We start from the raw sequence: 24,310 nt of genomic DNA on the forward strand, positions 1-24,310 counted from the left end.
CCGATGTCCGAGGACATGATGGTCCAGGACCTCCTCACCCTGATTCCCGAAGCGGCGCTGGCGCTTTCCGCGGTCCTGGGACTGGTCCTGGGTTCCTTCCTGCCCCGGGACAGGCAGTGGCCGGTGCGCCTGCTGGCCGCGGCGGGCGCGGTGACCGCGATCGTCCTGACGGTGAAGGTCTGGAACGACCCGGCCGAGACCGTCTTCGACGGCAGCTACAGCATCGACGTCGGCACCCATGCCGTCCGCGTGACCGTCGCGGCCTCCCTGCTGATCCTGCTGGCCCTGTCGCTACCCGGAACCCGCTCCACCGCACGCGAATCCGAGTTCATCGTGCTGCTCACCCTGACCGGTGTCGGCACGATCCTGCTCGCCGGAGCCACCGATCTGCTGATCCTCATCAGCGCCTACCTGCTGGCCGGCATTCCGCTCTACGCGCTCACCGGTTTCGGCAAGGACGCCCTGAGCACCGAGGCGGCCCTGAAGTTCTACCTGTTCGGCGCGCTCTTCGGCACCACCATGCTCTTCGGCGCGGTCCTGGTCCTGGGCGCGGGCGGCGCGACCGCCTACCCGATGCTCATGCGGACGGCCGCCACCGCACCGCGCGCCGCGCTGGGGATCGGCGCCGTCGCGGTGCTGGGCGGACTGCTGTTCAAGGCGGGCGCGGTCCCGGCCCACTTCTGGGTTCCCGATGTCACCCAGGGCACCCGCCCGGAGGTCGCGGCCCTCGTCACCACGGTGCCGAAACTCGGTGCGGTCGTGGCCATCTACCGGCTCGCCGCCGAAGTCCTCGACGCCGGGGATCTGGACTGGCGCATCCTGATCGCCGTGATCGCGGCCGCCACCATGACGCTCGGCAATTTCGCGGCCTTCTTCCAAACCGATGTCCGCCGCCTGCTCGGCTATTCGACCATCTCCCAGGTCGGCTACCTGCTGGTCGGTGTCGCCGCCGCGAGCCGCTCCGCCCTGGCCCTCGGCGGCGTCCTCCTCTACCTCGCCGCGTACGCGCTCACCAATCTCGGCGCGTTCGCGGTCGTCTGCGCACTCCCCCGCCTGCGCACGCTCACCGACTACACCGGGTTGCTGCGCGCCCGCCCCGGACTCCTTGTCGCACTGGTGGTCTGCCTGCTCGGCCTGGTGGGCACCCCGCCGACGGGCGTCTTCCTCGGCAAGCTCACCGTCTTCACCGCCGCCTTCGACGCGGGCCTCGCCTGGTTGGTGGTGATCGCCGTCCTGAACGCGGTGGCCAGCGTCTTCTACTACCTCCGCTGGATCATCCCGGCGCTGAAGGGACATGCGGACCTGCCCGCCTCCGCACCGATCCCCCGCGTCACGGCCTACCTCGCCGCGATGGGCTCCATCGTCGTCGGCCTGCTCGCCGGTCCCCTGCTCGACGCCGTCGAAGCCTCCCCGCTCGCACACTGATTCACCGATCCCCCCGGAGTGGCAGCCACCGCCACTGCACCCGGCCGGGCAAGATGACCCTATGGAACGAGTGCTCGGCATCGGCGGCTACTTCCTGCGCGCGAAGGACCCCGACGCCCTCGGCGCCTGGTACCGCGAGAACCTCGGCCTCGGCGGCGACGAGCACGGCCTGTGGCAGCAGGAACCCGGTCAGACCGTCTTCTCGACCTTCCCGGCCGACACCGATTACTTCGGTTCTCGCGACCAGCAGACCATGCTCAACTTCCGGGTCCGCGACCTGGACGCCATGCTCGCGCAATTGCGGGCCAAGGGCGCGAACGTCGCCGAGGAGACCGAGGACATGGAGGGTGTCGGCCGATTCGGCTGGGTCACCGATCCCGAAGGCCACCGCATCGAGTTGTGGCAGTCGGCCTGACCCTCCGCTCGATCAGACCGAGACCGGCTCGGGCAGGCGCTCTTCCTCGCGACGCACCGGCTGATCCTCCTGCGGCCCTTCGATATTCAATTCCGGCAGGATCCGGTCGAGCCGGCGCGGCAGCCACCACGCGGCCCGGCCCAGCAGGGCCAGCACGGCGGGGACGAGGGTCAGCCGCACCGCGAACGCGTCCACCAGCACACCCACGGCCAGCGCGAAGGCGATCGGCTTGATCATGGCGTCGTCGGTGGGCACGAACGAGGCGAAGACCACGACCATGATGGTCGCCGCCGCGGTGACCACCCGGGCATTGTGCCGGGTGCCCTCCACGATCGACCCCGTCGCGTCGCCCTCGCGCAGCCACTGTTCGCGAATGCCGGAGACGAGGAACACCTCGTAGTCCATGGCCAGCCCGAACAGCACACCCACCAGGATGATCGGCAGGAACGCGACCACCGGTCCGGTCTTCGCGACACCGAGAAGATCGGCGGCCCAACCCCATTGGAACACCGCCACCGTCACCCCGAGCGCGGCGGCGACCGACAGCAGGAAGGTCAGCGCCGCCTTCACCGGCACCGCGATCGAGCGGAACACCACGACCAGCAGCAGCAGACTCAACCCGACCACGACGCCGAGGAACGGGAGCAGCGACGCCGAAAGCCGTTGCGAGACATCGATGGTGACCGCCGTGTCACCGGTGACGGCCACCCGGGCGCCGGGGACCGCGGCGGGGGCCTGGCCGCGGATCGAGTGCACGAGGTCGGCGGTCTGCCGGGATTCCGGCGCGCTGCCCGGGACGACCAAAACCAGCGACTGCCCGGTCCGCCGCGTCGGCTGCGGCGGCGCCACGAAGGCGACGTCCGGCAGCCCGCGCACGGTCTCGGCCACCCGCGCGGCCGCTCCGGCATCACCGCCGGCGTCGACGACCACCACGAGCGGGCCGTTGAATCCGGGACCGAACTTCTCGGCGATGGTGTCGTAGGCCGCGCGCTGCCCGGTCGTAGCGGCCGCGGATCCATTGTCGGGCAGCGCCATTCGCAGGGAGGCCACGGGAATCGCCAGCACGATCAGCGCTCCCGCCACCGCCGCCACCGTCAGGATCGGCCGCGCGGTGACCAGGCGAGCCCAGCGCGCACCCAGACTGTTCGCGCTGGTGGTCGCGGCCCGGCGCTCGGCCCGCGACCCGGCCGGCGGCGTCAGCCGAGGACCGGCGAATCCGGCCAGCGCGGGGAGCAGCGTGATCGCCACGGCGACGGCGACCAGCACCGCGCCCGAGGCGGCCAGGCCCATGACGGTCAGGAATGGAATCCCGATGACGCTCAGCGCCGCGAGCGCGATGATCACCGTGGTTCCGGCGAAAACGACCGCGCTGCCCGCGGTCTGGTTGGCCCGCACGACCGATTCTCGGGGCGAGAGCCCCGAGGCCAGCTGCGATCGATGCCGCGACAGAATGAACAACGCGTAGTCGATCCCGACCGCCAGCCCGAGCATGAGCGCCAGCGTCAGGGCGGTCGAGGACACCGGCACGGCCGCGGCCACCCCCAGCAGCCCGCCCACCGTCACGGCGATGCCGAAGATCGCCGACAGCAGCGGCATCCCGGCCGCCAGCAGCGATCCGAAGGTGATGAGCAGCACCAGCACGGCCACACCCAGGCCGAGGACTTCGGTGAGACCCGGTTGCATCTGGCCGACGCCGTACACGGTGCCGCCGACCGACACGTCGAGTCCGGCGTCCCGCGCCAAGTCCGCGGACCGCTCCACGGTGGTGCGGGCGGCGTCGCTCACCTGGGAGCGGTCACCGGTGAAGGACACCATCCCGATCGCGGTCCGTTGATCGGGTGAGATCGTTCCCGCCTGCTGCGGCGTCGTGACCCCGACCGCGCCCGGAGGGGTTCCGGCGGTCCCCAGGGTGTGCGCGATGGCCGCGCGGTAGGGCGCTTCCGAGATGAGGTGACCCGGCGGCGCGGTGAAGACCAGTTGGGCCGTGGCCCCCGCCGCGCCCGGCGCGGTCTCGGCCAAGGTGTCCAGCGCATGCTGCGATTCGGCCCCCGGCACGGTGAACCGGTCGTCGAGGTGGCCGCCCCCGACAGCGGCGCCACCGATCACGGCGATCAGCAGCGCGATCCAGATCGAGACGACCAGGCCCCGGCGTCGGAAGGCGAAGTCGCCGATCCTCCCCAGCACTGCGCTCATGGTTGATTCCCCTCGTGCAGACACGAATGTTGACGGGTGTGAACTTTATGGGTGTTAACTTGCCATCGAATCTGTACGGGTGTCAACATCAATGTCGTGGCCATCACTGAAGACGCGCCGCAACGACCCGCTCGCGAGGCCCCCTACCACCACGGGGACCTGCGCAACGCCCTCGTTCGCGCCAGCGCGGAGCTCGCCGAGATCGGCGGGCCCACCGCCGTCACCGTCCGAGCCGCCGCCCGCGCGGTCGGCGTCACGGCCACGGCCGCCTACCGCCACTTCAAGGGGCAGGAGGAGCTGCTGGCCGCGGTCCACGACCGAGCGGCCGAGGCCCTGTTCGAGGCCCTCGACACGGCGATGAAAGGCGTTCCGCAACAACCGGACCCGACCGCCACCGCCATCGCCCGGCTGGCGACCGCCGGCCGCGCCTACATCGAGTACGCCGACAGCGAACGCGGCCTGTTCCGAACCGCCTTCTGCACCATCGACATCGACATCGACAAGGACGTCACCGAGGACCCGATCTTCCAGCTGATCGGCGTCGGACTGGACGCCCTGGTCACCGTGGGTTTCATGGATCCCCGCCAACGCCCCGGCGCCGAATTCACCGCCTGGGCGGCGGTCCACGGCCTGGCGACCCTCCTCATCGACGCCCCCCTGGCCGACGCCACCGACGCCGATCGGGAAGCGGCCATCCACCACGCGATCGCCACCGTCCTGCGCGGCCTCGCCACCGGCCCCCACGCCGAGCCCTACCGCTCGAACGACCCGCACATCGCCCTTCCGGTCTGAACCGGCGCGGTTCGCCGGGCGGCGGCGTCGGCATCAGGGGCGCGAAAGTCAGCCGTACCTCGAAACTCATCCGCTTCCCGATATTCGAAGTCGGAGATTGCGCGAATGGGTATACGGTGACATCGTTCGGAACTGATGGCGTTGTGACATAAGGTGTCTGAGTCACATCGAGTGAATCGCCTGTTGCGCCGGAACGTTTCCCGGCGATTACCGGCGGTGAAATCTTGATTTCACGGTCCGGTCACGAATGCGCGGACATTCGAAATCGGCTCCCGAACAATCGAATTCCAACCGATTGGAACTCGATCGACAGCGTGCGATCACTCCCGTACGATCTGGCCATACGGGGAGAACCGGCCGGTCGAACGGGGGAATCGGAGTTGAGGAGTCGCTTACCGGCGACCATTCGCAATGCCGCGGAATGGACGCGACGCCTGGCGCGCACCGCACCGGGTGTCATCGGCGTGGTGGGCGCGACCCTCGCCCTGCTCGCCTTGATCGGCGGCTTGGTGACGGCGAATCAGCAAAGCGCCAAGCTCTCTCGCCACGACACCGTGCTGGCGCACACCGAGCCGCTGGCGAATGCCGCACAACGCCTCTACGTGGCGCTGTCGACCGCCGACGCCGCGGCCTCCACCGCGTACCTGTCCGGCGGCATCGAGTCGCCCGAGGTCCGGATGCGCTACGAGAACGCGCTCACCGACGCGGCGGCCGCGCTGGCCGAGGCCACCACCGGCGCCTCGGACAACGAGACCCGCACGATCCTCGCCAAGATCTCGTCCGAATTGCCCAGTTACACCGGCTATGTCGAGGCAGCCCGCGCCAATAACCGCCAGGGTCTGCCGGTCGGTTCCGCCTACCTGCGCCAGGCCTCGGCGCTCATGCAGGGCTCGCTGCTGACCAACGCGGCCGAACTGGAGGGCATCCGCCTCGACCAGCTGCACCGCGACCAGCGCGCCATCACCGGCCTGCCGCTGTGGAGCGTCGGCCTGCTGGTGCTGTTGCTGGCGGCGTGCGGCTACGGTTCCTGGCTACTGGTGAACCGCACCAACCGCTGGATCAATCCGGGCGTGGTCACCGCCGCGGGCCTCACCGTGATCGCCCTGCTCTGGATTCTGACCACCACCGTCGCGGCCTCCGCATCGATCGATACCGGCGCGACCGCCCGCTTCGAGAAGATCGCGCAGGCTCGGATTCTGGCCCAGCAGGCCCGCACCGAGGAGACCCTGCAACTGATCACCCGCAGCGACAGCAAGGCCAGCGAGGACCGCTTCGCCGCGGGCAGCGCCACACTGCGCGCCGATCTGAGGGATCTGGTGAGCGCGGACTCGCCCGCGTCCAAGGCTTTCTCCGGCTGGCAGGACGGCCATCAGAAAGAAGTGGCCGCCTATTTGAGCAATAACTATCGCGGTGCGGTGGACCAGACCGTGAAGGCCGACGGCACCGGATCCGCGGCCCAGTTCGCCGCCCTCGATGCCGCCTTGAAGACCGAACTCGAGCGCACCCGCCAGGAAGTGCGCGACGATGTGAACACGGCCGGAAACGCTCTCACCCTGAGTCCCCTGGGCACGCTGGCGCTCCTGCTGGCGGCGGCGGGCTCGATCGTCGTCGGGGTGTGGCCACGGTTGAAGGAGTTCTTGTGAAGCGGATGCGGATCATGGTGCTGGCGGCGGTGGCGCTGCTGGCCGCCGCGTGCGGTTCGACGCCGGAGGCCCCGCCCTTCCAGCTGCCTCCCGACAATCGACTGCCCGCGGGCGCGAAGGTGCTGACCGCGGGCCCCAACCAGCGGGTCGACCAGTCCTGCAACCCGACCGCGAGCCTGCGGCCGCAGGGCCCGCAGCCGCAGCCGGGTTCCATGCCGGCCGGATCGACCATGGCGGCGATCGTCGCCAACGGCAAGATCCGGGTCGGGGTGAACCAGAACGAATTCCTGTTCGGCTACCGCAATCCGGCGACCGGCGAGATCGAGGGCTTCGACATCGATCTGGCGCACGAGGTGGCCAGGGACCTGTTCGGCGATCCGGACCGGGTGGAGCTCAAGCCCATCGAGACCGCGAACCGGGTGCAGGCGCTGACCAAGGGCCAGGTCGACATGGTGGTCCAGAGCTTCACCGCGACCTGCGCGCGCCGCAAGGACGTCCAGTTCTCCACGGTCTACTTCGAGACCGACCAGCGGGTACTGGTGACCAAGGGCTCCGGCATCCGTTCGGCCGCCGACCTGGGCGGCAAGAAGGTGTGCGGCATCCCCAACTCGACCACCCTCGACGCCGTCTTCGCGCTCCCGCAGCGCCCCATCGTGATCGGCATCGACAACTGGCTGGACTGCCTGACCGCGCTGCAACAGGGCGAGGTCGACGCCGCGAGCACCGACCTGCCGCTGCTGTACGGCCTGAAGATCCAGGACCCGAATCTCGAGGTGGTCGGCGACGCCATGGCCTCGGACAACTACGCCATCGGGATCCAGCAGCAGGCCACCGATTTCGTGCGCTTCGTCAACGGCGTGCTGGAGCGGGTGCGCAACGACGGCACCTGGCAGCGGCTCTACAACAAGCGGCTGAGCGTGCTCGGGCCGTCCAACGGTCCCCCGGCGCCCAAGTACAGCGATTGAGTTCGGCCATGCAACCGAATCCGGGGCACATTCTCAGCGTCGCCGAGATCGACCGCGACATCGCCGAGCGGGCCCGCGAGATCGAGATCATCGCCGCGACCCTGGTGGAACTGGACAAGCATCCCGGTCTGGTCCTGCTGCGGCGATTCCCGCCCACCGGCGTGACCGAGCAGCGCTGGGCTCCGGCCCGCGCGGCGCTGGAACTGCTGTGGGAGGACTTCGGCCGCCTGGGCACGGTGCTGGATCACGCGCGGGCCGCGCGGGCCCGGCGGCGACTGGACGCCCTCGACCGCGAGGAGCTCACCCGGCTGCTGCGCGGGCAGCCGATCGAGCTGGCGCGCACCGCGATTCCCATGTCGCAGCGCGCGCTGGGCGGGCCGCGCGAACAGGTCCAGCTGATCGGGATCGCCGAGCTGCTCGAGCGGATGCACGCGGCCTTCCCGCTCGTGGTGCGGGTGCTCGAAGCCGTGGAGGCGGTCAACGACCGGGTGATGTCCGAGGTCGCGCCGCTGCGCGCGGAACTGGACCGGGTCGGCTCGCCCATGCCGCAATTGCGGTCGCTGGCAGCCGATCTCGACGAACTGTCGGTGCAGGTCGCCACCGATCCCCTCGCGCTGGCGCCGGACGCCCTGGACCGCCGGTTGACCGAGCTGTCGCGCCGCATGCGCGAGGCTGCGGCCGTCCTGGCCGATCTGCGGGCCATGTCCGCGGACTGGGACACCGCGGTCGAACGTGTCCGGACGCTGATCGACGTGCTGCGCAAGACCTATGAGCGCGCCGACCACGCGCGCGCCGAAGTGGAGAGCATCATCCTGGCCGCGCCCCTGCCCCGCCACGCCGACGACAGTTCCGTCTACAGCGCGGAATTGACCGCGCTCGACGCCGAGCAGCCCACCCCGGCCGCGCTGTGGGAACTGCGCCAGCGCATCGCCGCCGCCCTCGACACCGCGACCCGCAACGAGCAACTGGCCCAGGGACTGCTCGACCGGCGACTGGAACTGAAGGGACGCTTCAGCTCCTATCGCGCCAAGGCCGCGCGCCTGGGCGTCAGCGAGGAACAGGATGTGCTGGCCTCGAGTCGCATCGCCGCCGGACTGCTGGCGCGCCGGCCCTGCGACCTGGCCGCGGTCACCCGCGCCATCACGGACTACCGCCAGCTCATCGCGCACAAATCGGGGAGGCGATCATGAACTGCACCGAGCCCGGCTGCACCGGGACCATCGAGGACGGGTACTGCGCCGTCTGCGGCACCGCCCCGAGCCCGGGGGCGGGCACCGCGGGCGAATCGAGCGCGGCCGGTGCGGCGTCGGACAGCTGCACCGAACCAGGTTGCACGGGAACGATTCTCGACGGCTACTGCGATGTCTGCGGCAGCGCGCCCGCTCCGGTCCCGGCGACGGCCACCACCGCGCAGGCCGGTAGCGCGACCACCGGCACCGGATCCACGGCGATCAGCCGGGCCTCCCGCAGTGGGCGCTCGGTCCGCACCGGCCGCTCCGGTTCCTCCGGCGCGAGCCGCGGCCGCCTCGGCGCGGGCATGGTGAAGGTCCCCTCGGTCCCCCGCCGCGATCCCACCGAAGCGGTCCTCGCCGACCCGGAAGTGCCCGAGCACCACCGTGATTGCGGCAAGTGCGGCCGCCCGGTCGGCCGCAGCCGCAATAGTGAGCCGGGCCGGGCCGAGGGGTTCTGCGCGCATTGCGGCACCCGCTTCTCCTTCACCCCCAAGCTGTCGAGCGCCGATCTGGTCGGCGGCCAGTACCAGGTGCTGGGCCCGCTCGCGCACGGCGGCCTGGGCTGGATCTATCTGGCGGTGGACCACAAGGTCGACAATCGCCCGGTGGTGCTCAAGGGCCTGCTCAATACCGGTGACGCCGACGCCATGCGGGCGGCGGTGGCCGAGAAGCGGTTCCTCGCGCAGGTCGATCACCCGAATATCGTGCGGATCTACAACTTCGCCGAGGACACCGGCCCCGACGGCAAGCCGGTCGGCTACATCGTCATGGAGTACGTGGGCGGCAAGTCGCTCAAGCAGATCCTGCGCGAGCAGCGCACGGCCGATCAGCAGTATCTGCGGCCCGCGCGCGCCATCGCCTACATCCTGGAGATGCTGCCCGCGCTGGAGTACCTGCACGATCGCGGCCTGGCCTACTGCGATTTCAAGCCCGACAACGTGATGCAGACCGAGGAGCAGCTCAAGCTCATCGACCTGGGCGCGGTGATCGGCCTGCACGACCAGACCGAAACCATCTACGGCACACCGGGTTACCAGGCCAAGGAGATCGCGCAGACCGGGCCGACGGTGGCGTCGGAGGTGTACACGGTGGGCCGCACGCTGGCGGCGCTGATCATGCGGATCCCGCCGGTGAACAACGAGCTGGGCCCGCTGCCCGGCCCGGACGCCGAACCACTGATGGCCCGCCACGAGTCGCTCTACCGGTTCCTGCTGCGCGCCACCGACATCGACCCCGACGCGCGCTTCACCTCCATGACCGAGATGGGCGATCAGCTCACCGGCGTGCTGCGCGAGGTGTTGGCCCGCGACGACGGGCGGCCCCGGCCTGGGTTGTCCACCCGGTTCGGCCCGCCGCGCGCGGTATTCGGCGTCGGCGACCAGCTGGCCGATGATCCGCGCGACATCATCGCCGCGCTACCGGTCCCGCTGATCGATCCGGGCGACAGCGGCGCCGCCCTGCTCGCCTCGACCAGCGCGGTCACCCCCGAGGACTTGGAGCGCGAGATCAACGCGGGCCTGCAGTCGGTGGTCACCGGCCAGGCCGAGTCGGTCGAGATCCCGCTCCGATTGATCCGCGCCGCACTGGAATTCGGTGACGCCGACGACGCCCTGCGCCGCCTCGACGAGGTGGAGTCCACGCTCGCCGGGGACTGGCGGCTGACCTGGTTCGCGGGTCAGGCCCGCCTGCTGCAGCGCGATTGGGCCGCCGCCACCGCCGAATTCGACGCCCTCTACAGCGCGCTGCCGGGTGAGGCGGCTCCGAAGCTGGCCCTGGCCGTCACCGCCGAGCTGCTGGCCGCCGACGGCGCCACCGCCGAAGCGGCCCGCGCGGAAGCCTATTACGACCTGGTGTGGCGTACCGACCGCACCTTCACCAGCGCGGCCTTCGGCGCCGCCCGCTCGCGCCGCGCGGCCGGTGACAACCCGGGCGCGGTCGCGGTGCTGGATCAGGTCGACGCCGCTTCGGCGGTGCACACCGAGGCGGGTGTCACCGCCGTCGAGACCTTGCTGGCCGTGAACGATCCCGCCGAGCTCACCGAACAACTGGTGCGCGACGCGGGGACCCGGATCGGCAAGCTGACCCTGGACTCGAAACGCCGTGCCGCACAGGCCCGGCTGCGAGTCCTGGACGCGGCGCTGCGCTGGCTGCGCCACGACGGACCAGATAAGCCGGGCAGGGTGCCCACCGACCACTCCCCGCTGCTGGGGGTGGCGTTCGATCAACAAGGGGTACGGACCGGTTTGGAACGCTGCTATCGCGATCTCGCGCACGAGACCGACGACATGTGGGAGCGCATCGCCCTGGTGGAACAGGCCAATGCCGTGCGCCCGAGGACGCTGCTGTGACGGCCCGCTGCCCGCGCTGCGGCACCTTCGCCGCGGACACCGACCGCTTCTGCGAGGCGTGCGGGAGCAAACTGGGGGTCCGGCTGATCGCACTGCCGCCCAGGGAGTTCCGGCCCGGTTCCGGCTCCACGGTGCCGGTGGCCGACGCGGCCCGCGCTGCGCGCCGCGAGGGCGGGGACGGCGCCGGCTTGGCGGCGGGTCCCGCGCCCGACTGCCACGGCTGCGGGGGCACGGCGTTCGATCCGGACGGCTACTGCGCCAGTTGCGGTGAGCTGGGCCCGGAGCGCGATCGCTTCGAAGCGGATCTGGGCACGGCGTGCTTGGTGACCGATCGTGGTCTGCTGCATGCCCGCAACGAGGACGCGGTCGCCGCGGCCGTGCTCGACAGCTCGTCACCGGATCGTCCCGCCACCGCGGTGATCGCGGTCTGCGACGGGGTGTCCACCTCCGAGGATCCGCAGGCCGCCTCGGGCGCGGCGGTCCGCGCGGGCCTGGACGCCACCCTGGCCGCACTCGCGGCCGACCGGTCTGCCGAGGAGTGCGCCCTGGCCGGGCTCACCGCCGCCGCCGACGCGGTCACGGCCGTGGGCACCCCGGACGGCAAGTCCCCGTCGTGCACCTATGTCTCGGCGATCGTGCAGTTCCAGCCCGACGGCGGCGCGGCCGTCACCGTCGCGAACGTCGGTGACAGCCGGGCCTATTGGCTGCGCCCCGGCGACGACTCCGAACGGCTCACCGTCGATGACACCCTGGCCCAGGCCATGGTGGACAACGGCCTGCTGGACGCGGCCACCGCCATGGACGGCCCGCACGCGCACGTGCTCACCCGCTGGCTCGGCGCCGACTCCGAACACCAGTGGTCCCCCAGTTGCGTGCGCACCCTGCGTACCAGCGAACCCGGCGTGCTGCTGCTGTGCAGCGACGGCCTGTGGAACTACCTCCCCGAGGCGGCGGCCCTGTCCCGCTTCACCAGCTCGCTGCCCGCGCTGCCCGCGGCGCGCGCCCTGGTGGAGCACGCGCTCGGCGCGGGCGGCAAGGACAACATCACCGTCGCGCTCGTCCCCGTCCCGTCCCTAGCACCGTCAGGAGACACCCCGTGACTTCCGCTGAGAACCAAGGCCTTTCGGTCGCGGTCGACCAGAACGAATTCCTCGCCGAGGGCGCGCGCACGGTCGACGCGATCGTGACCGTGGAGGCCACCGACGATCTGGTGGTGTCGGTGGCGCCCGCGCCCCGGGTAGAGATCCTGATCATCGACACCTCCGGCTCGATGGGCGGCGCGGGCAAGTTCGCGGGCGCGCGCCAGGCCACCCTGGCCGCCCTGGACGTCATGCCCGATGGCACCCGGTTCGCGATCGTGGAGGGCACCGACAAGGCGCAGGTGGTGTTTCCGCACAGCGGCGCGTCCGCGGTGGCGAGCCGGCAGGAGCGCGCCAATGCCCGTCGCGCCCTGGACAAGCTGTCCCCGCACGGCGGCACCGCCATCGGCACCTGGCTGGGCCTGTCGCGGCTGATCGCCAAGCAGCACCCGGGCGCGATGGTGCACGCGATCCTGCTCACCGACGGCCGCAACGAGCACGAGACGCCGGAGCGGCTGGCCGAGGAGATCCAGTTGTCGACGGGTGTCTTCACCTGCGACTGCCGCGGCGTGGGTGCGGACTGGGAGCCGAACGAGCTGCGCGCCATCGCCTCCGCGCTGCACGGCACCGTCGACATCGTGAAGACCGCGGACCAGCTGGCCCAGGATTTCGCGGCCATGATGGAGACCTCCATGGAGAAGGCGATTCCGGAGCTCACGCTGCGGGTGTGGACGCCGGTGGGCGCGCGGATCGCGTTCATCAAACAGGTCGCGCCGTTCATCGAGGACCTCACCGCGCGCCGGGTCGAGGCGGGTCCGCAGATCGGCGAGTACGCGCTGGGTTCGTGGGGGGCGGAGGATCGCGACTACCACGTGCAGCTCGACGTCGAGCCCGCGGCGGCCGGTCGGGAGAAACTGACCGCACGAGTGAGCGTGCTGGCCGACGGCGAGATCCTCGGGCAGGGTCTGGTGAAGGCGGCCTGGACCACCGACACCGACAAGTCGGCGATCATCAGCCGCCGCGTCGCCCATTACACCGGCCAGGCCGAACTGGCCCAGACCGTGCAGGAGGGCCTGGCCGCGCGCAAGCAGGGCGACTTCGCCACGGCCACCGCCAAACTCCAGCGCGCCTACCACCTGGCGACCGAGTCCGGCAATGAGAACACCGCCAAGCTGCTGCTCAGCGTGGTCGACGTGGTCGACGAGCGCACCGGCACCATCCGGCTGCGCAACAAGGTCGATCCCGCCGACGAGATGGCCCTCGACGTGCGCTCTACGAAGACGGCCCGCGTCCGCAAGGAGCCGTGATGGCGTTCTGCACCGACGGGCACGAGACCACCGCCAGCGATTACTGCGACACCTGTGGTGCGCCGGTCGGGGACGGGTCGGCCACCGCCGCAACGCCTCCGGCGCTGTGCCCGTCCTGCGGGGTGCCTGCCGAGGGGCGGTTCTGTGAGAACTGCGGGCACGATTCGGCGCTGCCGCCGCCACCGCCCGCGCCGACCACGACGGGCGGGCACGAGCGGTCAGCGGGGACTGTCGCGGAGCCCGAGGGGTCGACCGCTCAGACCGAGGGCGAGACCCGGCAGAACCCGAACGGGGGCCCGGTCTGGGTGGCGACGGTGACCGCCGATCCGGGGCACTACGCGCGCATGCGGGCCCAGAAGGGTCCGGACCTGGACCGGGTCGACTTTCCCGACTACTACCCCGATCGCCGAATCCCATTGCGGGGGCCCAATATCCTGATCGGGAAGCGCAGTGTCTCGCAGGGTGTGCACCCGGATATCGATCTGTCGGTCGCGCCCGCCGATATCGCGGTGTCGCGGTCGCACGCGATCCTCCATATCAGTGGCAGCACCCTGACCGTCACCGATCTCGGGTCCACCAACGGCACCTGCATCAACGAGAGCCCGACCCCGATCGCGCCCAAGACCGCCATTCCCCTGCGGGACGGCGATCGCATCCACGTGGGCGGCTGGACGACCATCACCCTGAGCACGGAACAGGACTGACCCCACCAATTCGGGCAATTCGGCAAACTTGGACCGTCGTCCAGGTTAGGCTCCCCGCTCTATGAGCCTGACGCGCCGAGACTTCGCCCGCACCACCCTGGCCGCCGTCGCCGGCACGGTCGCCACCGGCCTGACCGGTGCGGCGGCCCAGGCGATTCCGCACGCCCGGACCGTGGCGGCGGCCCCGCAGGCGTGGATGTCGGCACTGGCCGACACCACGCCGCTGCTGCGCCTGACCATTCCCGGCACCCACGACTCCTGCGCCACCGATCCGGCCAACGGCACCGAATGGTCCCACACCCAGAACTGGTCGCTGCCCGACCAGTTCGCGCACGGCATCCGCTTTCTCGACATGCGCTGCAATGGTCTGCAGGACCATACCGCCGACTCCTTCGGCGTCTACCACAGCGGCTTCTACCAGGGCATCACCTTCGACACCGTGCTCGATCAGTGCCGGACCTTCCTGGCCCGCAATCCGAGCGAGGTCCTGATCATGCGGGTCAAGAAGGAGGACGGCACCAATAACGACGTGGGCTCGAACTTCGAGCGCATCTTCAACGGCTACCTGGACGCCAAGGGCTACCGCTCGCTGTTCTGGCTGGAGAACCGCTTCCCCGCACTGGGCGAGGCGCGCGGCCGGATCGTGCTCATCGCGCAGTTCGCGAACTCCCTGGGCTGCCTGCAGTGGCCCGGCGGCGACAACGGCGTGTTCAGCACCGATCGGATCTACCTCCAGGACCGGTACAAGAACAAGGGCCTGGCCGGACTGGATTCGGGCTCCTCGAACTTCGGCTCGTCGGGCGGCGACAAATTCGATTACGTCCGCGACTGTTTCGACAAGGCCGCCGCCGATCCCGCCAACACCGTCGAGTACATCAACTTCACCAGTTTCGCCGACAACGCCTGGCCCAAGGACAATGCCGCTGCCATCATGCCGAAGGTCGACGCTTACCTCACCGCGCACCGCGGCCAGGCCGCGCACTACGGCATCGTGCCGATGGACTTCCCCGACCGCTACCCGTCGGTTGTCACCCAGTTGATCGAAAAGAACTTCGCCTGACGCGATCTCGCCGGCGGTCACCACCGCGGCCACCGTGGTGGCCGTGGTGGCGGATCTCTGATCCCGCAATCGATCTCAGCGCCGTAGCAGCGTCCAGAACATCCAGATCCCCGCACCCAGCGCGAAGGCGACGACCAGCGCCATGCCGACCAGCGGGGCGAAGGTGGCGAGGTCGGCCGGACCGCCCACGCTCGCCTGGATCAGGAATCCGGCGGCCACGGGCCCGATGAGCAGCAGCCCGATGAAGGTCAGCAGCAGGGCGGCGATAGCCAGGGTTGGCAACTTACCAGCATTCTTCATCTGTCCTCGAATCCATGTCTCGTGAGATGCATTCGAACAAGATCAACCTAACAGTTTCTGCATGTCAGAGTGGTCACCGAAACGCAAGGGTCACCTCGACCGATGTCCGGCGACAGCCGGTGCGACCCCTAGTGACACCCGAGTCCGACATTTCGCTAATTTTCAGCAAATCAACCTCGCATTATCAGTGCTGCACACGCAGCGTGCGATGGAGAATAGTGCGCAATTCCCGCGCTTGGTCGGCACCCCCGGCACCGGTCAATTCCTCGGGCAGCCGGTGCAATTGCCGCAGGGTCCGGCTGGAGTGCGTCTCGGAGGCGATCGCGAGCGCGTGCCGGGCCGCCTCCAGCGCCTGATCGGCCTGACCGGTCCGTGCCTGCGCCACCGCCAGCAGCGCCAGACCTCGCCCCAGATCGCGGCGATCCTCGATCTGCCACAGCGGCAGCGCTTTCAGCAGGGTCTCCACCGCCGCTTCCGGCTTGCCCAGGTGCACCCAACTGTTCGCGGTTTCCATGCGAATGAATTCCGGTGTGCAATAGCCGGTCAGATCACCGTCCCCCGCGGCGGTATCGGCGGTGGCTTCCCAGGCCTGCCCGATGGCCCGATCGGATTCGTTTCCCTCCCTTCGCAGCGCGTGCCCGTGCGCCAATTGCAGCAGCGCCAGCGTGCGCACCCGGGGCAGCTCGGCGGAATCGCGCAGCGCCGCCCGCGCCAATTCGATCGCGATCGCGGGGTTGCCGGATTCGACGGCGATATTGCTCTGTCGCACCAGGGTGTAGGACCGCAATCGCTCGTCGCCGCATTCACCGGCCAGTGTGGCGGCCCGCCCGGTCCATTCGCTCGCCGTCGCGAGATCGCCCGCGTCCTGGTACAGCCAACCGAGGAATTCGGCGAAACGCGCTCGCAGCAGCGGTAATCCGGTGCGCGCGGAGCCGCCCCCGGTGTCATCGAGTTGTTCGACGTAGCGCATCTGCTGGGTGATGATCGGGATCAGCCGCTGCGCCCCGGCGACCCGATCGGTGCGGACATACTGCTCGAGCACCGCCGAGAAGCACTCGACCAGCAGATCCGCCGAGACCGGGGCGGCCGCCGCGACCAGCACGCCATTGTCGAGCGTCAGATGGCTGACCGGCGGCGCCGGATCGGACTCGTCGAGTTCGAACCACAGCAGTTCGGCCGGAATGCCCAATGTGCGCGCGTACCAGTTCAGTTTGTCCAGGTCACGCACCCGATGGCGGCCGCTCTCGATCCGGCTGAGCTGACCCTGGGTGATGCCCAGCGACCCGGCGAGCTCGACCTGCGGCACCGGGCGGCCGCCGTGCGCGGGGTGCCGCCGCCAGGCCCGCAGCACCGTACCGATCTCCTTGGTGAGCAGAGCCTGCCGCATGGCCTCGGTCCGCCATTGGGACGGTTCCAGCCGCGGCCGCCGCTCGCGGCCGCGCTCACAGGGTCCGCACTGCTCGCCGGTGTTGTCGCGCGCCAGGCGGCCACCGCAGCGGATACACGACTTCGCACCTGAACTCACCCGCATCCCACCTACCTGCCGAATCCCGACGATCGAACGGATGGCGCGTACCCGAGCAACCATTCGATGCTATCGGACCATTCGGACACCCAGATCAATTGGCGCGGAATGGATTATCGGCTGTGAGTGCACAGGAATAGATCAGACGCGACCGGCGGCGGCTGTTCGCCGCACTGACAGCGGTCGCAGCCCAGCAGGTCGCCGGTCAGGCATTCACTGTGCACCCGCACCAAGGGAATTCCCGCGGCCCCGGCCGGGGGCTCGACGACGAAGGCCACGTGCTCGCCAGGATCCTCGAGCTGGTCGAACGTGACAACCTCTGCCGCACAATCGACTCCGCGGCGCAGTGCCACGGGCACCCTGGCCCGTACGGTCGCGATCGGGGTCGTCGCCCTGTCGAGCTTCAGCAAATCAGCACGTGGTCACGGTATTCGCGAGGAGTCAGACCGGTCTCGGCACGGAACACGCGATAGAAGTTGCGGTCACCGGTGAAGCCGCAGGCGACGGCGATGGCCGCGATCGTGCGGTCGGGGGCCGCGACCAGCAGTTCGCGAGCGCGCTCGGCGCGCATGCGGCGCAGCAGCATCATGGGGCCGCCGTCGATATCGGCGAAGAGCCGGAACAACTTGCGCCGCGAGAGTCCGCAGGCGACGGCGATCCGGTCGGGCGTCAGCTCCGGGTTGCCCAGGTGCGCCTTCAGGAAGGCGATCACCTGCTGGCGTAGCAGGGCGTTCGCGGCCGATTCGTCCGGCGGCCGGCCGCCGCCCAGGGCCAGTCCGGCCGCGAGCAGCCCGATGCCGGAGTTCAACATGACCGTATTGCCCAGGGCCTCGGGCGACAGGTGCACCAGCCGCCGGAAGAAGTCGATCACCAAGGCTTCGTGCCCGATCGGCTGCAACCGTCCGGCCGGCGGGAATTCGCCGTCACGCAAGCCCGCGGCGCGCAGCAGCAGGTCGCGCCGGACCCGGATCATGATGCCCTCGTACCCGGTGGTGATCGCCTCCTGCGGCCGCTCGCCGTCGACCAGGACCATGGTGCCCACCGGAGAGCGCAGATAGGTTCCGCCGCAACGGACGTCACAGACGCCGGCGGTGGTCAGGCAGGCCAGCACGTACGACTCGTCGGAGGCGGCGATGTGGCGCTGGGTGCGGCGCGCGATCGTGTCCGAATTCGCCACTCGGGCGATCGATATCGGCTCCGAGCGCACGCAGGGATCGAGTACGCCGTGGAACGGTTCGTCCGAGAGCGGTTCCATCGAGCATTTCACCATCGATTCGCTCAGGATGGACGCCCAGAGATCGAACGCTTCCTTCGCGGAGGCCCCGGCGGTCGAGATGCGCGGGCCACCCACCGTCACGTCGTAGGCATTCATGGGGCAATCCTGCCAGCAACCCTCACGCCGCCGGGCCGACCCAGCAAACGAACCGAATGGTCTTGTGCGGCTAGCGAAGTAGATTGACCAGTTGCCGGTAAGCCGCGCGTGTCGGCGGGGCCAGCCGCCTCCAGCTGACCGGACCGCCCGAGCCCAGGTGCGTGTCGTAGGGAATCTCGGCGACCGCGCGGACCACATCGCCCAGATACTTGCGCACGTGCTCGGTGACCAGCGGCCCGTCCTTGGGGTGCTGGCGGGTGACCACGATGACCGCGTCGGCCAGGTGGTACTGGCTGTAGTTGTCGTCGAGCCAGATCAGCGCCGGTTTGAGCCGGTTCACCGCATCGGGGCGGGCGGCCAGGGTGATCACCAGCGAGATGCGCGAATCGCTCAGCAACGGCGCGACCACGCGGCTGGTGACCGGCGCGCCACCGTCGTACACGGGCAGGCACCCCGCCTCGACCAGGTCGCGGTGGACCGAGGAGTAGGTCTCGCGACGGGGCAGCGCTTCGGGCCCGCGTGGCAGAACGCCTACGCCGGAGCTGTTTTCGCCGCAGCTGTCGATGACCGTTGACGGCAGGCTGCGGTGCGCCATGTTCAGCCAGGACTGGACCGTGCCGGCGGCGTCGATGGTGTCGCACCCGCGCGCGGCGAGGTCACCGCCGGTGGTGGTGGCGTCCACGACCACCGGCGAGTGCTCGCCGTAGTCGTAGGCGGCCGCGCCCGCGATGCCGAGCGCGGTGGTGGTCGCGCCGGAGCCGCCGGAGCTGCCCAGCACGAGCACGGGTGGCAGGTCGGCCCACAGCAGGTAGCCGTTGCTCGGATGCATGCGCACCATGTCGGTGGGTCCTCCGGGCGGGGCCGGACGCAACAGCAGGGACAGGTCGGTGGGTGTGGAGGACAGGGCCGCGGGATGATCCGGGAAGTTTTCGGACATCGCTAGATTCCTTTGGTGCGAGCGGCAGTCGATACTGCGGAATCCGTGTGGTCACCACGTCGCGCGCAGCCGGCCCCTGCGTCTCGCCATCAACGCCCCCACCGCGTCGACGAGCTGCCCCTGCGCTTCGACATCTTTCGAAGCCTGAAGTTGATTTCCCCCCGATACCCCCTACCGCCCTGAAGTCGATCAAGAGTGCAAAAAGGTTGCTGTGCAGCCCCTTTCGATGTCGCCAGATATTACATGATCTTGTCAACAATGCATCCGGATAGATAGCCCTGCAGAATCGCTGGCACTGAATGTCAGAGGTCCGGCCGCGAACGGCCGGACCTCCGGGGTGGATGCGTGTTATCAGCCGATGTCGGCGGTGAGCGGCAGCGCGGTCACCGAGGTGCCGACGTGCAGCGTGAAGGAACCGGGTTCGACGGCCCAGCCCTCGGCGGTCCAGTGCTCGAACGCGCGCCTCGGCAATTCGATGGTGGCACTGACGGATTCACCGGCGCCCGCCTCGATCACCGCGAATCCGGCGAGCCAGCGCACCGGGCGATCGACGGCGCTGCCCGCACGCGACAGGTACGCCTGCACGACCTGACGACCGGCGCGCGCCCCGGCGTTGCGGACGGTGACGGTGGCGGTGCGGCCGGACACCGTCAGCTCGTCGAGCTCCCAGGTGGTGTAACCGAGTCCGTGGCCGAACGGATAGGCCGGGGCCACACCGGATTTCAGCCAGGCCCGATAGCCGATGTGAATGCCCTCGGAGTACGGCAGCGCGTTGTCGGGCCCGGGCTTGGTGTCCAGCACCGGGACATCGGCCATCGTCACGGGCCACGTGGTCGGCAGACGGCCGCCGGGTTCGGCGACACCGGTCAGCACGTCGGCCAGCGCCGCGCCGAATTCCTGGCCGGGGAACCAGGTGAGCAGGACCGCGGCGACATCGTCGCGCCACGGCATCTCCACGGGGGAACCGGAATTCACCACCACGACGGTGCGCGGGTTGGCCGCGGCGACGGCGGCGACCAGGTCGTCCTGACGGCCGGGCAGGCGCAGCGTGGTGCGGTCGAAGCCCTCGGATTCGATCTGCTCGGTGGTGCCGACCACGACCACGGCCACGTCGCTGGTGCGGGCCAGGTCGATGGCGGCAGCGAACTCGTCGTCGTCGGAGCGGCGCGGACGGCCGACCGCGCAGGTGATGCCCATGGCGGGGAAACCGCCGCCGGGCGCCATGCGCACCAGGATCTCGACCTCTTGCCCCTCGGCGAGGGTGCGGGTCACGAAGCGCTGCGGCGGATTCAGCAGCATCTCCACCGGATCGGCGCCGTCGGGCAGCACGGTCTCCTCGAGCGCCTGCTCGCCGTCCAGCGCCAGGGTCAGCGCGCCCACGCCCGCGAAGCCGATGCGCCACTCCCCTGCCACGTCGGCGCGCAGCCGCCCGCGCAGCTCGATGACCTTGGCCCGCACCGCATTCGGGTTGCCGAACAGCATGAGGCTGCCCGCGGTGCGGTGTTCGGTGTCGAGCACGGTGTCCTCGCCGAGGTACCGCAGCGACAGCCCGGGCTCGCCCGTCTCGGGATCGGTGACCAGGTCCAACGGGATCGGAATCATGTTCTCGCTCAGGTGGACGCCGGGGGTGTACACCACCGGCAGCACCTCGGAGAGCCCCTCCAGCGGGGAGGTGGTGTGCGCCGGGATCACGGTTGCGCTGCCGCCGCCCATGAACCGCGGTTCGGCGGCGGCGGAGCCGAGCAGCGCCACCCGGGCGGGCTCGCGCAGCGGCAGGGTGCCGTCATTGCTCGCCAGCACCATGGCCAGCGCGGCGGCCTCGCGCACCAGCTGCCGGGACCGCTCGTCGGGGAATGCCGGGACGGGCGTGGGGGTTCCGTTCAGCGCGCCGACTCGTTCGGCGAAGCGCAGGATGCGCCGCACCTTGTCGTCGATCGCGGATTCGGGGACCCGGCCGTCGCGCACGGCCTGTTCCAGCGGCGCGCCCCACAGCTCCCACGGGCCGGGCATGGCCAGATCGTTGCCCTTGGCCGCGCCGAGGGTCGAGCGGACGGCGGTCCAGTCCGAGACCACCACGCCGTCGAAACCCCACTCGCCCTTCAAGGGTTCGTCGAGCAGGTCGTTCTCGGTCATGGTGGTGCCGTTGACGGAGTTGTAGGCCGCCATCACCATCCATGCGCCCGCCTCCACGGACCGCTCGAACGGGTACAGGTACAGCTCGCGCAGGGTGCGCTCGTCGGCGATGACGTCGGCGGTGAAGCGCTCGGTCTCGGAGTCGTTGGCGACGTAGTGCTTGGGGCACGCGCTCACCCCGTGCGCCTGCACCGCGCGCACGTAGGCGTCGGCCATCTCGGCGGTCAGCATCGGATCCTCGGAGAAGCATTCGAAATGCCGTCCGCCGAGCGGGGATCGGTGCAGGTTGATGGTCGGGCCGAGCACCGCGTACACGTCCTTGCGGCGCGCCTCGGCGGCGATGAGCGCGCCGATGTCGGTGAGCAGGTCGCGGTCCCAGGTGGCGGCCAGGGCGGTGCCGGAGGGCAGGCTCACCGAGGGGTCGCGCTCGTCCCATTGCTCGCCGCGCACGCCGGACGGGCCGTCGGAGACCGGCATGTCGGCCAGGCCGATGCTCTCGTCACCGGCGAAGCGGAAGAAGTTCGCGCCCGAGACGAGCCGGATCTTGGCGGGCAGATCCAGTTTCGCGAGCAGGTCGTCGATGGCGTCGGTCATGCTCGTTCCTTCCAGAAGGTCACCAGGTCCGCGCAGACCCGGTCGGGGACGTCCTCGTTGGGCACGTGGCCGGAGCCGGGGTAGACGGCGGTCCGCGCGCCCAGCTGGGCGGCGAAGCGCTCGTGCACCTCGGGGGCCCACAGGTCATCGGTGTCGCCGTAGGCCACCAGCAGCGGCACGCCCGAATCCCGCAGCACCGCGGGATCTTTCACCGGCGGCTCGGCCATGCAGGTGAGGATGCCGACGATATTGGCCTGCTTCGTGCGCAGGATCCGCTCGCGCAGGAACTCCTGGCGCTGCGGCGAGGGCCGCTGGTCGGCCTGCGCCATGACCGCGCTCATCTGCTGCCAGATCACCTCCTGCCCGCCGGCTTCCACCAGCTGCGCGATCAGCAGCGGCGGCGGGAAGTTGATGTCCTCCACCGAGGACGGGCCCGACGCGAGCAGGGTGAAGGTGCGGAACCGTTCGGGGCGCTCGATCACCGCGACGCGGGAGACGTAGCCGCCGAAGGAGTGCCCGACCAGATGGATGGGCTCGTCCGGCGAGATCTGGTCGACCACGCCCTGGAGGTCGCCGATGAAATCGGCCAGGGTGTAGCCCGAGACCTCGTCGGGGCCCTCGGACTCCCACTGCCCGCGCTGGTCGTAGGCGACGGCCCGATAGCCGGCGTCCGCCAGCAACGGCAGCATCTCCTCGAAGTCCTCCTTCGAGCCGGTGAAGCCCGGCACCAGCAGCGCGGTGCCGCGGTATTCGGTCCCCGCGGGCGGCGCGGCTTCCCAGGCGGCCAGTTTTCCAGCGGCTCCCCGCAGTGTGAACGGCGTGATCAGGGCCTGACTCATCCGGCGATCCCTTCCCTCGTACTGCCTTGTACGGCTGGCCCCGAGTGTGCCAGCGGATACCGCGTTTACCGAGTGACCATTAGGTAACGTTATGGTTTCGTTACCATAGTCAGATTTTGCCTGATCAACACGCTTGACTAGTGTCCCACCACATGACGCCCCACCCCCGACGCCGCGGCCGGGGCGACGACCGCCGCGAGCAGATCATCGACGTGGCCCTGAAGGCCTTCGCCGACAACGGCTATCGCAGCACCTCCATCGCCGAGATCGCCGAACGCTGCGGCCTGTCCCAGCCCGGGGTCCTGCACTACTTCCCCAACAAGGCGGCGCTGCTGTCCGCGGTCCTCGATTACCGCGACCGCCTCGACTACGACCGGCTGGGCTTCGATCAGCAGCTGCGCGGCAAGGACGCCCTCGTGCGCCTCGCGCAGCTGGTGGATCACAACACGCACGTGCCGGGCCTGGTTCGGCTGTTCACGGTTCTCACCAGCGAGGCCGTCACCGTCGATCATCCCGCGCACGGGTGGGCCCAGAACCGCTACCGGCGACTCCAGGACTATCTGGGCGCGGCGCTGGAGGCAGGGCAGGCCGACGGCAGCGTGCGCGCCGACATCGACCCCGCGGCGGTGGCCCGGCAGGTCTTCGCCATGATGGACGGCCTGCAACTGCAATGGCTGGTCGACCCGGACCGGGTCGACATGGCCACGCTCTTCCGCGCCTACATCGACGAGCTCATCGCCTGGATCTCGTAGGGGCGCAGACAAATCCGGCATAGGTGCCGGAAGCGGCGAATCAGGCTAGGCCGAGTCCGCCGCGTACTGGTACTTGCCGCGGTCCAACTTGCGGACATTGCTGTTGTCACGCTGCGCCATTCGGCCCAGCGCCACCGCGACGTGATGACGGGCGCTGATCGGCAGCTCCACGCCGCGACCCTGCAATGCCGCGATCACCTCGGCGGGGGTCCAGGTCTGCTCGGGATGCTCGGCGAGGAAATCGGCGACCACCCGCGGCAGCGAGCGGTTCTGTTCCGGCGCGGGCGCGCCCGGTTCGGACGGCGGGGCGTCCTGATACTGCTCGTCGCGGGCCGTGTCCAGCCAGTTGGCTACGGTCAGCAGTTTCGAGCAGGCCGCACGCAACTCCGCACCCGGCGAACGGATGTCGCCGAGGTTGTACATCGCCTGGTAATAGCGCCCGATGTTGGTGAGCATCTCGATGACCTGCTGCTCGGTGTCGGCGACGATGGCTTCGCTGCTGCGACCCGATTGCGCGGCCGCCGCCACTGCTCCCACGTCCACGTCCGGCGTTCCCCTTTGCTGTTGACCGGTTGCTTCCAGTACCCGGTGGATGCAAGACAGCCCAGACAGTAGCCGGGGCCGCCCACCGAATTGTGAAAGACTACAAGGTCATTGCCACGTCCGGCGACCCAACGGCAGGACCATGATCGAAA

At 69.8% G+C, this 24,310-nt stretch carries 21 protein-coding genes; 12 read left to right on the forward strand and 9 right to left on the reverse strand.

Annotated features, from left to right (window positions below; genetic code table 11):
* Positions 1 to 3: 3 nt before the first annotated feature.
* Both ACFRAQ_RS27340 and ACFRAQ_RS27345 read left to right on the forward strand, forming a co-directional pair.
* A complete protein-coding gene (locus ACFRAQ_RS27340) occupies positions 4 to 1,425 on the forward strand; it encodes an NADH-quinone oxidoreductase subunit N (RefSeq protein WP_379104564.1) in 1,422 nt (473 codons plus the stop codon).
* A gap of 61 nt (positions 1,426 to 1,486) precedes the next feature.
* Complete coding sequence (locus tag ACFRAQ_RS27345; protein ID WP_379104566.1) at positions 1,487 to 1,840, forward strand: VOC family protein; 354 nt, start codon at positions 1,487 to 1,489, stop codon at positions 1,838 to 1,840.
* A gap of 12 nt (positions 1,841 to 1,852) precedes the next feature.
* Here ACFRAQ_RS27345 and ACFRAQ_RS27350 read toward each other — a convergent pair whose 3' ends face one another.
* Positions 1,853 to 4,033: an MMPL family transporter gene (locus ACFRAQ_RS27350; RefSeq protein ID WP_379104568.1), complete on the reverse strand. Its 2,181-nt coding sequence runs from the start codon at positions 4,031 to 4,033 to the stop codon at positions 1,853 to 1,855.
* Positions 4,034 to 4,129: 96 nt separating this feature from the next.
* On the opposite strand from ACFRAQ_RS27350, the gene ACFRAQ_RS27355 reads away from it, so the two are divergent.
* The 9 genes from ACFRAQ_RS27355 to ACFRAQ_RS27395 all read left to right on the forward strand — a co-directional run bounded on the left by ACFRAQ_RS27355 (position 4,130) and on the right by ACFRAQ_RS27395 (position 15,163).
* A complete protein-coding gene (locus tag ACFRAQ_RS27355; protein ID WP_379104571.1) occupies positions 4,130 to 4,825 on the forward strand; it encodes a TetR/AcrR family transcriptional regulator in 696 nt (231 codons plus the stop codon).
* A gap of 380 nt (positions 4,826 to 5,205) precedes the next feature.
* The gene (locus tag ACFRAQ_RS27360; protein WP_379104573.1) at positions 5,206 to 6,468 is read left to right on the forward strand and encodes a hypothetical protein; all 1,263 of its coding nucleotides are present in this window, start codon (positions 5,206 to 5,208) and stop codon (positions 6,466 to 6,468) included.
* Positions 6,469 to 6,473: 5 nt separating this feature from the next.
* Positions 6,474 to 7,433, forward strand: coding sequence for a glutamate ABC transporter substrate-binding protein (locus ACFRAQ_RS27365; protein ID WP_379104961.1), 960 nt, complete (start codon positions 6,474 to 6,476; stop codon positions 7,431 to 7,433).
* An 8-nt stretch (positions 7,434 to 7,441) separates the two neighbouring features.
* A complete protein-coding gene (locus ACFRAQ_RS27370) occupies positions 7,442 to 8,623 on the forward strand; it encodes a hypothetical protein (protein WP_379104574.1) in 1,182 nt (393 codons plus the stop codon).
* Positions 8,620 to 11,013 (forward strand): tetratricopeptide repeat protein, encoded by a 2,394-nt coding sequence (locus ACFRAQ_RS27375; RefSeq protein ID WP_379104576.1) that lies wholly within the window; start codon positions 8,620 to 8,622, stop codon positions 11,011 to 11,013. The genes ACFRAQ_RS27370 and ACFRAQ_RS27375 overlap by 4 nt, the downstream gene beginning before the upstream one ends.
* A complete protein-coding gene (locus ACFRAQ_RS27380) occupies positions 11,010 to 12,113 on the forward strand; it encodes a PP2C family serine/threonine-protein phosphatase (RefSeq protein WP_379104578.1) in 1,104 nt (367 codons plus the stop codon). Before ACFRAQ_RS27375 ends, ACFRAQ_RS27380 begins: the two co-directional genes overlap by 4 nt.
* Entirely contained in the window at positions 12,110 to 13,399 is a 1,290-nt protein-coding gene (locus tag ACFRAQ_RS27385; protein WP_379104581.1) for a VWA domain-containing protein, read from the forward strand. The genes ACFRAQ_RS27380 and ACFRAQ_RS27385 overlap by 4 nt, the downstream gene beginning before the upstream one ends.
* The gene (locus ACFRAQ_RS27390; RefSeq protein WP_379104584.1) at positions 13,399 to 14,103 is read left to right on the forward strand and encodes an FHA domain-containing protein; all 705 of its coding nucleotides are present in this window, start codon (positions 13,399 to 13,401) and stop codon (positions 14,101 to 14,103) included. The genes ACFRAQ_RS27385 and ACFRAQ_RS27390 overlap by 1 nt, the downstream gene beginning before the upstream one ends.
* A 61-nt stretch (positions 14,104 to 14,164) precedes the next feature.
* Positions 14,165 to 15,163, forward strand: a complete 999-nt coding sequence (locus tag ACFRAQ_RS27395; protein ID WP_379104587.1) for a phosphatidylinositol-specific phospholipase C — start codon at positions 14,165 to 14,167, stop codon at positions 15,161 to 15,163.
* A gap of 75 nt (positions 15,164 to 15,238) precedes the next feature.
* Here the strand turns inward: ACFRAQ_RS27395 and ACFRAQ_RS27400 are convergent, their stop codons facing one another.
* From ACFRAQ_RS27400 to ACFRAQ_RS27430, 7 genes are all read right to left on the reverse strand, one after another.
* Positions 15,239 to 15,445 (reverse strand): hypothetical protein, encoded by a 207-nt coding sequence (locus ACFRAQ_RS27400; RefSeq protein ID WP_379104590.1) that lies wholly within the window; start codon positions 15,443 to 15,445, stop codon positions 15,239 to 15,241.
* 202 nt (positions 15,446 to 15,647) lie between these two features.
* Positions 15,648 to 16,988 (reverse strand): helix-turn-helix domain-containing protein, encoded by a 1,341-nt coding sequence (locus tag ACFRAQ_RS27405; RefSeq protein ID WP_379104593.1) that lies wholly within the window; start codon positions 16,986 to 16,988, stop codon positions 15,648 to 15,650.
* A 113-nt stretch (positions 16,989 to 17,101) separates the two neighbouring features.
* The gene (locus tag ACFRAQ_RS27410; RefSeq protein WP_379104963.1) at positions 17,102 to 17,347 is read right to left on the reverse strand and encodes a hypothetical protein; all 246 of its coding nucleotides are present in this window, start codon (positions 17,345 to 17,347) and stop codon (positions 17,102 to 17,104) included.
* Positions 17,348 to 17,391: 44 nt separating this feature from the next.
* Complete coding sequence (locus ACFRAQ_RS27415; protein WP_379104595.1) at positions 17,392 to 18,360, reverse strand: helix-turn-helix domain-containing protein; 969 nt, start codon at positions 18,358 to 18,360, stop codon at positions 17,392 to 17,394.
* A gap of 70 nt (positions 18,361 to 18,430) precedes the next feature.
* On the reverse strand, positions 18,431 to 19,297 hold the full coding sequence (locus tag ACFRAQ_RS27420; protein ID WP_379104597.1) for a MinD/ParA family protein: 867 nt from the start codon (positions 19,295 to 19,297) through the stop codon (positions 18,431 to 18,433).
* 351 nt (positions 19,298 to 19,648) lie between these two features.
* Positions 19,649 to 22,024 carry a beta-glucosidase gene (locus ACFRAQ_RS27425; protein WP_379104599.1) on the reverse strand — a complete coding sequence of 792 codons (2,376 nt, stop codon included), beginning with the start codon at positions 22,022 to 22,024 and terminating at the stop codon, positions 19,649 to 19,651.
* Positions 22,021 to 22,863 carry an alpha/beta fold hydrolase gene (locus ACFRAQ_RS27430; protein ID WP_379104601.1) on the reverse strand — a complete coding sequence of 281 codons (843 nt, stop codon included), beginning with the start codon at positions 22,861 to 22,863 and terminating at the stop codon, positions 22,021 to 22,023. The genes ACFRAQ_RS27425 and ACFRAQ_RS27430 overlap by 4 nt, the downstream gene beginning before the upstream one ends.
* A 152-nt stretch (positions 22,864 to 23,015) precedes the next feature.
* On the opposite strand from ACFRAQ_RS27430, the gene ACFRAQ_RS27435 reads away from it, so the two are divergent.
* The gene (locus ACFRAQ_RS27435; RefSeq protein ID WP_379104603.1) at positions 23,016 to 23,615 is read left to right on the forward strand and encodes a TetR/AcrR family transcriptional regulator; all 600 of its coding nucleotides are present in this window, start codon (positions 23,016 to 23,018) and stop codon (positions 23,613 to 23,615) included.
* 45 nt (positions 23,616 to 23,660) lie between these two features.
* Here the strand turns inward: ACFRAQ_RS27435 and ACFRAQ_RS27440 are convergent, their stop codons facing one another.
* Positions 23,661 to 24,158 (reverse strand): hypothetical protein, encoded by a 498-nt coding sequence (locus tag ACFRAQ_RS27440; protein ID WP_379104605.1) that lies wholly within the window; start codon positions 24,156 to 24,158, stop codon positions 23,661 to 23,663.
* Between the last annotated feature and the right edge of the window lie 152 nt (positions 24,159 to 24,310).

The sequence above is a fragment of the Nocardia sp. NPDC056611 genome (assembly GCF_042792755.1).
In the GTDB taxonomy this organism is placed as follows: domain Bacteria; phylum Actinomycetota; class Actinomycetes; order Mycobacteriales; family Mycobacteriaceae; genus Nocardia.